The organism is Natronincola peptidivorans, from assembly GCF_900111615.1.
Classification (GTDB): Bacteria; Bacillota; Clostridia; order Peptostreptococcales; family Natronincolaceae; genus Natronincola_A; species Natronincola_A peptidivorans.
In genome coordinates this window covers 1-9,479 of record NZ_FOHU01000040.1, presented here as the reverse complement: position 1 = coordinate 9,479, position 9,479 = coordinate 1, and the positions used below count along the sequence as shown (strand labels likewise).

Annotated in this window: 10 protein-coding genes; 9 read left to right on the top strand and 1 reads right to left on the bottom strand. The window is 35.1% G+C overall.

The genetic code is table 11. The annotated features are described in order from the left end of the window. Window positions 1-201: hypothetical protein (locus tag BMX10_RS18225; protein ID WP_330387982.1), on the bottom strand; the 201-nt coding region annotated here is incomplete at its 3' end. A gap of 173 nt (window positions 202-374) precedes the next feature. Here BMX10_RS18225 and buk point away from each other — a divergent pair. The 9 genes from buk to BMX10_RS17460 all read left to right on the top strand — a co-directional run bounded on the left by buk (window position 375) and on the right by BMX10_RS17460 (window position 9,157). Then, on the top strand, window positions 375-1,451 hold the full coding sequence (buk, locus tag BMX10_RS17500) for a butyrate kinase (protein WP_090447067.1): 1,077 nt from the start codon (window positions 375-377) through the stop codon (window positions 1,449-1,451). Between the two features lie 82 nt (window positions 1,452-1,533). Next, window positions 1,534-2,433 (top strand): bifunctional enoyl-CoA hydratase/phosphate acetyltransferase, encoded by a 900-nt coding sequence (locus BMX10_RS17495; RefSeq protein ID WP_090447065.1) that lies wholly within the window; start codon window positions 1,534-1,536, stop codon window positions 2,431-2,433. Between the two features lie 19 nt (window positions 2,434-2,452). Beyond that, the gene (locus BMX10_RS17490) at window positions 2,453-2,656 is read left to right on the top strand and encodes an indolepyruvate ferredoxin oxidoreductase subunit alpha (RefSeq protein WP_090447063.1); all 204 of its coding nucleotides are present in this window, start codon (window positions 2,453-2,455) and stop codon (window positions 2,654-2,656) included. 26 nt (window positions 2,657-2,682) lie between these two features. Beyond that, the gene (gene vorB, locus BMX10_RS17485) at window positions 2,683-3,753 is read left to right on the top strand and encodes a 3-methyl-2-oxobutanoate dehydrogenase subunit VorB (protein ID WP_090447061.1); all 1,071 of its coding nucleotides are present in this window, start codon (window positions 2,683-2,685) and stop codon (window positions 3,751-3,753) included. A 3-nt stretch (window positions 3,754-3,756) separates the two neighbouring features. Then, window positions 3,757-4,509, top strand: coding sequence for a thiamine pyrophosphate-dependent enzyme (locus BMX10_RS17480; RefSeq protein WP_090447059.1), 753 nt, complete (start codon window positions 3,757-3,759; stop codon window positions 4,507-4,509). Beyond that, entirely contained in the window at window positions 4,506-5,042 is a 537-nt protein-coding gene (locus BMX10_RS17475; RefSeq protein ID WP_090447057.1) for a 2-oxoacid:acceptor oxidoreductase family protein, read from the top strand. The genes BMX10_RS17480 and BMX10_RS17475 overlap by 4 nt, the downstream gene beginning before the upstream one ends. A gap of 328 nt (window positions 5,043-5,370) precedes the next feature. Continuing rightward, window positions 5,371-6,660, top strand: coding sequence for a hypothetical protein (locus tag BMX10_RS17470; RefSeq protein WP_090447054.1), 1,290 nt, complete (start codon window positions 5,371-5,373; stop codon window positions 6,658-6,660). Window positions 6,661-6,744: 84 nt separating this feature from the next. Further along, window positions 6,745-7,377: a hypothetical protein gene (locus BMX10_RS17465; RefSeq protein ID WP_090447052.1), complete on the top strand. Its 633-nt coding sequence runs from the start codon at window positions 6,745-6,747 to the stop codon at window positions 7,375-7,377. A gap of 1 nt (window position 7,378) precedes the next feature. Next, complete coding sequence (locus BMX10_RS17460; protein ID WP_170834887.1) at window positions 7,379-9,157, top strand: ASKHA domain-containing protein; 1,779 nt, start codon at window positions 7,379-7,381, stop codon at window positions 9,155-9,157. Window positions 9,158-9,479: the final 322 nt, after the last annotated feature.

Below are 9,479 nucleotides of genomic sequence, written 5' to 3'. Positions count from 1 at the left end.
AAGGAAGCGATAATCTTGCATTTGAAACTTTAGAATTCTAGGGAGCTTATCAATCTTTAACTTCTGGTACTTAGGACTATTAGAGTCTTCAAAATTCAATTGGCGTAAAGGGATGTTTCTAGAGACAAAGATTAAAAGTGTATAAAGTTCTTTTTGTAGATATTGAATATATAGTACTAAATAAGATATAATGGAGTTCACAATGACCACCCTTTCTTTATTAATTGTGAGCTGGGAACTTCAATTATATCAAGAAATGGGGGGGCATTGTTTTTTTATACAAAAAAACTTTGAAACCTTTAAAATATAATGATTAGTTAGTAAAAAAAGAGTGTCAAACTTGACACTACGAAAAATTATAGGGGGAGTACAACATGAAAGATTCAAAAAATAAGATATTAGTGATTAATCCAGGTGCAACCTCAACGAAAATAGCTGTATATCAAGACATGGAGCTGTTATTCAAAAAGACAGTGGAACACTCTGTTCAAGATCTTCAAGAATTTTCTAGGGTATTTGACCAATACCAATATCGCTTGGATTTAGTGTTGCAATCCCTTAAAGATGAAAATACTAACATAAATACGTTACAAGCAATTGTTGGCCGAGGAGGGCTGCTAAAGCCTCTGGCAGGTGGAACCTATCAAGTAAATAAAAAAATGATTGAGGATTTAGAAAAGGCAGAACAAGGAGAGCATGCTTCAAATCTAGGTGCAGTAATGGCATGGAATTTAGCTAGTCAATTAGATATACCTGCTTTTATTGTAGATCCTGTATCCGTTGATGAAATGGAGCCAGTGGCAAGAATTTCTGGATTGGCTGACCTAAAAAGAATTAGCTTATCTCATGCATTAAATATGAAAGCTGTTGCTCGTAAGGTTGCTAAAGAAATGGGTAAAAAATATGAAGAAGTCAATCTAGTAGTTGTTCATTTAGGCACAGGGGTTTCTGTTACGCCCCATAAAAAAGGAAAAATGATCGATGTAAATAATGCTAAAGCAGAAGGACCCTTTTCTCCAGATCGGTGTGGGGGACTTCCTGCAGATCAGCTAGTAAAGCTATGCTTTTCTGGAAAGTATACCTATGAAGAGTTAAAAGAGAAACTGGGAAGCAAAGGCGGACTTTACTCTTACTTTGGCACCATGGATGTACGTGAAGTAGAAACAATGGCAAAGTATGGGGATAAGGAAGCAGATATCGTACTAGATGCTTTAGCCTATCAAGTGGGCAAGGAAATTGGTGCTATGTCTACTGTATTAATGGGTGAGGTAGATAGAATCATCTTAACGGGTGGTATTGCTTACTCAAAAAGAATTGTAGAAGATATTATAGAACGAGTGAAATTCATTGCTCCTGTTGAGGTAGTGCCAGGTGAAGAAGAACTTGAATCTTTAGCCTTAGGGGCTTTAAGAATTATGCAAGGACAGGAGAAAGCTGCAATATACAATTAAACTGCATAGCAAAAGATTAATAGTAAGTATTAGCTAGTTTAAATAAGGATAGTAAAAATCTGATTTTTCAAGGAGGGATTCTATGTATCGAAATTATAAGGAAGTTTTAGAAAAAGCAAAAAGCTTAGGTCCAGTAACTATTAGTGTTGCAGTGGCTCAAGATAAGGATGTACTAGAAGCCATAAGATATGCTAAGGAGGCAGGCTTGGCAAAGGCTGTTTTAGTTGGAGATGAAACACTAATAAAGCCTCTATTAGAAGAAATTGGGTTATCAAAGGATACAAAGATCGTACATGAAGCAGATCCGATTAAGGCCGCTTTAACTGCAGTATCCTTGGTTAAAAAAGGTGAAGCACAAGTATTAATGAAGGGACTTGTTAATAGTAGTGATTTTCTCAAGGCTGTACTAGACCCTGAAGTAGGCTTGAGAACAGGACGTTTATTAAGCCATTTAGCAGTCTTTGAAATACCTGGACAGGATAGACTGATTTATATTACGGATGGGGGTATGAATATTGCTCCAAATCTGGAGGAGAAGAAAGATATATTAACAAATGCTATTTTAGCTTTACAAGCGATAGGCATAAAAAAACCAAATGCGGCTGTATTAACTGCCAATGAAGCAGTACACCCTAAGATGCAGGCTACTGTTGATGCTAAAGCATTAGCTGATATGAGTGATGAAGGATTGCTCCCAGAAGCAACTGTAGAAGGTCCCATTGCTTTTGATGTAGCCATCAGCGAAGAAGCAGCTGAGCATAAAGGTCTAAAGAGTAAGATTGCTGGTAAGGCTGACTTGTTTTTAGTACCAACGATTGAGACAGGTAATGTCCTAGGTAAGGCCTTAATCTATTGTGCAAAAGCAAAAATGGCAGGCTTGATATTAGGGGCTACCCATCCAATTGTTATGACATCAAGAGCAGAGACAGCAGAAGGAAAGCTAAATTCGATAGCGTTAGCATGCTTGGCAAAAGGCAACTAAATCAAAAGGGGGGATTATTGTGGCAAAGGTTGATATATTAGAAAAGTATTGCAAAAGCTGTGGTCTTTGTATAGAGGTATGTCCCAAAAAGATTTTAGAAATTGGAGATAAAACCAATGCAAAGGGGTACTTTACAGTGATTTGTAAGGATCAAGATAAATGTATTGGATGTGCTTTATGTGCAACGGTTTGTCCGGATGTAGCAATAGAGGTTTATAAATAGAGGATAGGAAGGAGCTGAGACGACAAATGGAAAAAGTACTATTAAAGGGTAATGAAATCATTGGTGAAGCAGCTATTCGTTCAGGATGTAGATTGTTTTTTGGATATCCTATTACACCATCTACAGAGGTAGTAGAATATCTATCTAAGCATTTTCCTAAACATGGAGGTACAGTACTACAGGCAGAGGATGAGATAGGAGCCATAAACATGTGCTATGGTGCTGCTACTACAGGTTCAAGAGTTATGACAGCATCATCAGGTCCTGGAATTAGTTTGAAGCAGGAAGGACTTTCCTTTAGTGCAGCAGCAGAGCTTCCAATGGTAATTGTAAATGTAAATCGTTGTGGTCCTGGACTAGGTGGATTAGGACCAGCTCAATCTGATTATTTTCAATCAGTAAAAGGTGGAGGCCATGGTGATTATCGCTTAATCGTATTGGCGCCTTCTAAAGCACAGGAGCTTTATGATTATACAATGGAGGCATTTGACTTAGCTGATAAGCATCGTAATCCAGTATTAATATTAACAGATGGTTTCTTAGGTCAAACAATGGAGCCTGTAGTGCTAAAGGATAGACCTAAAGCACCTGAAATTGATAGAAGCTGGACTGTTGGAGGATGTAAGGGCAGAGAAAAACGCATCGTAGCTAGTTATTCTCTAACCAATGAAATCGGTGAAGCTAACAACCTTCGTTGGGAAGCGAAGTATAAGGATATACAAGAAAAAGAACAGCGATGGGAAGAATTTCACACAGAGGATGCAGAATATCTGCTAGTAAGCTATGGAACTACTGGAAGAATATGCAAAAGCACTGTTTTGAATGCTCGTAAGAAAGGGATCAAACTAGGCTTAATTCGTCCAATTACCCTATGGCCGTTCCCTGAAAAGGCATTTGTTCCTCACAAAGATAGAGTAAAAGGTATAGTAACAGTTGAGCTAAATACTGGGCAGATGATAGAGGATGTGAAGTTAGCTGTGGAATGCAAGATGCCAGTTGAGCTTTATCGAAGACAGGGTGGTATGCTGCCAACAGAGCATGAGATTTTGGACTATCTTGAAGATAGATTTAACTTATCAGCAGTAGAGGAGGTGTAGGTGATGGAAAAAGTATTTGCTAGAACAAAAGGATTGACAGATGTTTCTTTTTCATTTTGCCCAGGCTGTACCCATGGAACAATCATGAGATTAATTGCTGAGGTGCTTGAAGAGCTAGATATCATAGAGGAGACAATAGGAATTTCTCCTGTAGGTTGTGCAGGATTTTGCCAGGACTTTTTTAGCTGTGACTTTGTAGGTGCTCCACATGGTAGAGCACAGGCAGTTGGGATAGGCGTAAAAAGAGCTTTGCCTGACAAAAATGTATTTACCTACCAAGGAGATGGAGATATTGCAGCCATAGGAACTCAGCATGCTATTCATGCAGCTGCAAGAGGAGAAAAAATCACTTCCATTATGGTAAACAACGCCATCTATGGAATGACTGGAGGACAGATGGCTCCTACTACCCTAGAAGGAATGAAAACATCTACTAGTCCTTATGGAAGAAACGTTAGCGTTGATGGACTACCTATGGACTTTCCAAAGCTTATTGCCAATCTGGAAGGAGCTGTATATGTAGCCTCTGTTTCAGTGGATTCACCTAAAAATATTGCCCAGGCGAAAAAAGCTATAAAAAAGGCCTTTCAGGTTCAGCAAGCTGGCCTGGGATTTGCGTTAGTAAGTGTTTTATCAACCTGTCCTACCAATTGGGGACTATCACCTGTAGATAGCTTAAAATGGCTGCGAGAAAACATGATGCCAGTCTATGAAATGGGTGAATTAAAGGTGACGGAGGAGGTAAAAAGCTTATGATGGATAAAGTGATCCTTGCAGGATTTGGTGGTCAAGGGGTAATGTTTTTAGGAAAGGTTTTAGCTTATGCGGGCATGGGTGCTGATTTAGAGCTTTGTTGGATTCCATCCTATGGTCCAGAAATGCGTGGAGGGACAGCCAATTGTTCGGTAATATTGTCCGATGAGGAAATATATTCTCATGTTATAGATTATGCTGATGCAGCTATTGTTTTAAATAAACCAGCCTATGATAAATTTGCACCTCGCATAAAATCAGGAGGGGTATTAGTAGTAAATTCTTCTTTAGCTAAGCTGGATAATGTAAGAGATGATATAAAAATTATTGAGATTCCTGCCACTGATATTGCTAATGAGATAGGTAATACCAGTATTGCTAACATGGTTTGTCTAGGAGCATTATTACCAAATCTAAAATTAGTTGATTTAGAGAAAGTAGAGAAAGCTATGAATGAATTAACCAAGAAAAAACCAGAGTTGCTTGAAGGTAATTTAACTGCTATTCAAAAAGGGATATCTTTCGTAAAAGCCTAGAACAGTAGGCCATTGTGAGATTACTGAAAACTACTGTAAAATAGTAGAGTTATGGGGATTGGTGATATGTCTTGTTGTCAAAACCAGCAACTGCAGAGAAGATAGAGGACATGTCCTCGTAAAACAACGAGAATTGCTATTGTTTTAACAATTAAGACCATTATCTTTGAAAGCAAAAGAAAATTTAGACTATTGAGATTGCTAACTCAATAGTCTTTTTTTTGATTTTATTATAGTATTTAAAGATAGGATTAGGACGCTTGTGATTATCCTTTAACAATATTATAATATAGGTACATGTTTTTCTTGACCAAGAGGGGGATTTATGATGGAAAAGATAGGCAAAAAAAGAATAGGTTTATTTCTGGGGTACATAGTAATTATCATTATTTTTTTAAATGCAAGAACCCACTTTACTGCTAATAAACGACTGGAAAATAGAATGATGAATGATTTTGAAGCTTTTGGAACTGCTTTGGAATCATTGAATGAGGCTATAACAAAAATATTGATATTAGATGATTATAATTTTGATAAAGACAGAGAGTTTATCAACACAAATGCATTGATTAACTTTCGCAGTTCAAAATATAGAGCTGCTGATATAAAAAAAGCCAATTCCTTTTATGAGTATCCATTCATTTATTCAGATGCAAACACTATCATTAGAAATATATTAGCAGATAAAACATTAAGCATATCACAGAAGGAATATCTGAAGGCTTTATATGACTATAATGAAGAATTAATAAAGGCATATAAAGAGATATGGGGAGTCTTATACTATGAATGGGATTTTGATAAAAGAAGAGAATTAGAAAAACAAATAGCAGATATTTATATAGATTATTCAGAAAACGCTGAGGTATTATTAAATACTTCTCAATATGACTTTTTGAAAGACTATAAAGGTGATTTTCCAGAAGCAGATTTTAAAAAAGCAAAAGCCTTTTCTGAAGAGGTTTTTTCAAAGCTAGTAGAAAATGAATCCCTAGAATATAATAATAGAGAGGATAAATATGCAGACAAATATATTTTTAGAACTTACCTAGAAAGAGATTTTGGTGTTCGTTCAATAAACATAGATACAGAGTATACAGTAGAATATGATAAAAAAACAAATGAAGTAGTTGTGCAAGCGGTTAGTTTTACAGTGCCAGTTAATATTAGACATACTGAAAGAGAACTAGATGCTATGGCAAATGATATAGTAGCAAAGTTTGATAAGAATGTATGGATGTATGATAAAAAAATCGATTATGATGATGAAGATAAAATTAGGAGCATCGCCTATAGCTACATTGGAAAGACAGATGAAGTATATGATGAAACAAAAAAAATAGAGGTGAGATTAGAGGTACATGGATTAATAAGTAAATTTCAAATAAGGTATCCTTATGATGAAGAAATTGTGTTGCCTACAATGAGTGAAGAAGATATCCTTCAGAGAATAAATAAAGAAGGAGAAATAATAGAAATTCTTATCATTAGAAATGTAGAAGGGAAAATGAAATATGAAGTACATTTTAAATATGGGAGTACTATCTATGGGGCTGTTTTTGATGGAGAAGATGGAGAGCTAAATTATTTTGGAAGAAATATTAGAGATTATAATTAGAATGATTTTGGGGAAAATTCCAGTGGGAAAATAATGAGAAAACATTTTGAAAGCTCATCATCATAAAATAAGCGGGTGGATTTGATGGAAGTAATAAAAGATATAAAAGTTGAAATCAACAAAGCAAAAGTTTTTCAAGTAATCAGTTTAAAAGAAAATAGTCCTGCTTATAAGGAATCCAATGAGCTTTATAATGCTTTAGTAAAAGAGATAAGATCAGGGATATTTCCAAAAGTTATTTATTCTTTTAGTGATAAGTTAGAGGAAAAGATTGCTAAGGGCTATGACCATAGTGAGAAATCAATGTATGTGATAATTACTCTAGGCCGAGAAATAACAGATATAATAGATAATTGTTTTAAAGAAAACCTTTATTTAAAAGGATTTCTTGCTAATACTATGGCAGATACTATGCTTTTTCAATTAGCAAAGATAGCTGATCAATATATTTATGATATTGCAAAAAAACAGTATGTGAATCTAACACAGAAGCTATCTCCTGGTGACAATATTCCGATAGAGCTTCAAAAAATGATTTTACAAAAAATAGATCCAACAGGTCAATTGGATATTAGTATTACCGATGGATATATGTTAAACCCACAAAAATCTAGTAGTTGGATGTATGGCGTATATACAAATCAACCTCTAGTGATAAAAAGCGAACATCCTTGTTATGAATGTCAAAACAAAAACTGTTTATGGAGACAAGAATAAAATGAAATTATCTATTAAAAATCAACCTAATAATCAAGAATTAATAATTATGCCTGACCAATCCATATTGAATCTGTTACAGGAGAAGAATATCTATATATCTGCTCTCTGTGGTGGTAGGGGTACATGTGGAAAATGCAAAATAAAGATTCTTAAAGGGGAACTACCAGTTACATCTAGAGATGAAGAATATTTTTCAAAAAAAGAATTAGAGCAAGGTTATAGACTTGCATGTTCAGCTTTTCCTGAAAACGACTTAGAAATCATTATTGATGCACTAGAAGAGGATTTTGCTATTATCACAGGATTTCAGGTAGAGGACAGAACCATAGATAATGGATTTGAAACTAGATCTATTGATATAAAGGATGTGGATTGGCAAAACATCAAGAGTATTGATTTAGCTATTCAATCTAAATTAGATAAACCCTATCAATTTTCCTACAAGGCTCTGAAGCAATTATCTTTTTTACAAAATACTTACATTGAAACTACAAATGAAGATGATAGACAGCCATTACATCTACTAATTAGGGATACAATGATCCTAGATGTATTTTATAAAGAAAGCTTTAAAATCTATGGTGTTGCCATTGATATAGGCACTACCACCTTAGGATTTCATCTCATTGATTTGGAAAACGGACAAGTTATAAAAACTTATGCAAGTACAAATTCTCAAAGAATTTATAGTGCTGATGTAATATCAAGAATTCAAAGTGCAGCATCAGGAAATTTAGAAGCATTAAGCAGTAGTATTAAAAAGGATATTTTAAAAGCAATAGAAGCTTTACTTGTGACTACAGGTATTGATAAAAGATTTGTTTATTCTATTGCTATTGCAGGGAATACTACCATGCTTCATCTTTTACTAGGGCTTTCCACAGAGGCATTAGGACAATTTCCTTTTACCACAACAACCTTAAGTTTAACAGAATATCCTTCTTATTATGTTTTTGAAAACACTTATTTAGACTGCAACGTGACATTACTTCCTGGGATAGATGCCTATGTAGGTGCAGATATAGTAGCAGGTATTCTTCATCATGAAATGTTTAATACAGACAAGGTAAATATGTTAATTGATCTAGGTACAAATGGAGAAATTGTGATAGGAAATAAAGATCAACTAATCACTACTGCCACGGCAGCAGGCCCTGCTTTAGAGGGAGGTAATATCTCTTGTGGAACAGGAAGTGTTGCAGGGGCTATAGCTTCTGTGAAATTCAATAAAGTAGAAGGAAGATTTGAGTACAAGGTTATTGGAGAACAGAAACCAATAGGATTATGTGGCTCGGGCATTATTGATGCTATAGCTGAAGGGTTAAAGCATGAATGGATAGATGCTACAGGACGATTATCAGAAAGCTTTACTAATGGAGAAATTGCTATATGTACTGATAAAAACGGGATTTCCATAAAGCTTACGCAAAAAGATATAAGGGAAATACAGTTAGCAAAATCAGCATTAAAGTCTGGTATAGAATGCCTAGCAAAACAGTATGGAGTCAGTTATGAATCTATAAATAATGTCTATTTAGCTGGAGGCTTTGGAAGTAATATTGATTTAGAAAATGCAGTCAGAATAGGATTAATACCAAAAGAACTAATGAATAAGGTAATAATTAGTGGAAACACCTGCCTGGGTGGCGTTACAAAATATCTGTTGCATAAAAGCTGTAAAAATGAATTAGAAAGAGTACTTAAAATAACAGAAGCCATTAACCTTTCTAACAGTCAAGATTTTAATGATTTATTTATTAAGAATATGTTTTATTAAAATTGCTTTGATAGTGTAAAGTAGGTTATGAAAACTAAGAAACAAAATTTTACAACATGATTTGTGGGGGGAGTACCTTCTTAAAAGAAGAAAACATCAAAAAAATAGATTGATGATACCACAAATAATGCTCTGGAACCCACAGCATTGATGGTGAAACGATGAAGTTTAGCAAAAGTGCAAAGGCACATTTAAGGGGAAGGTTGGTTTTGTTGTGAGAGGATGGTTTGTTGCCCTAAGTAGATCAGTAGCTGCCATTTGCCCGGCATATTATCGGCATTTGTCAGCATATCGACTTCGTTTAAAGGACGCTTCCACTCAT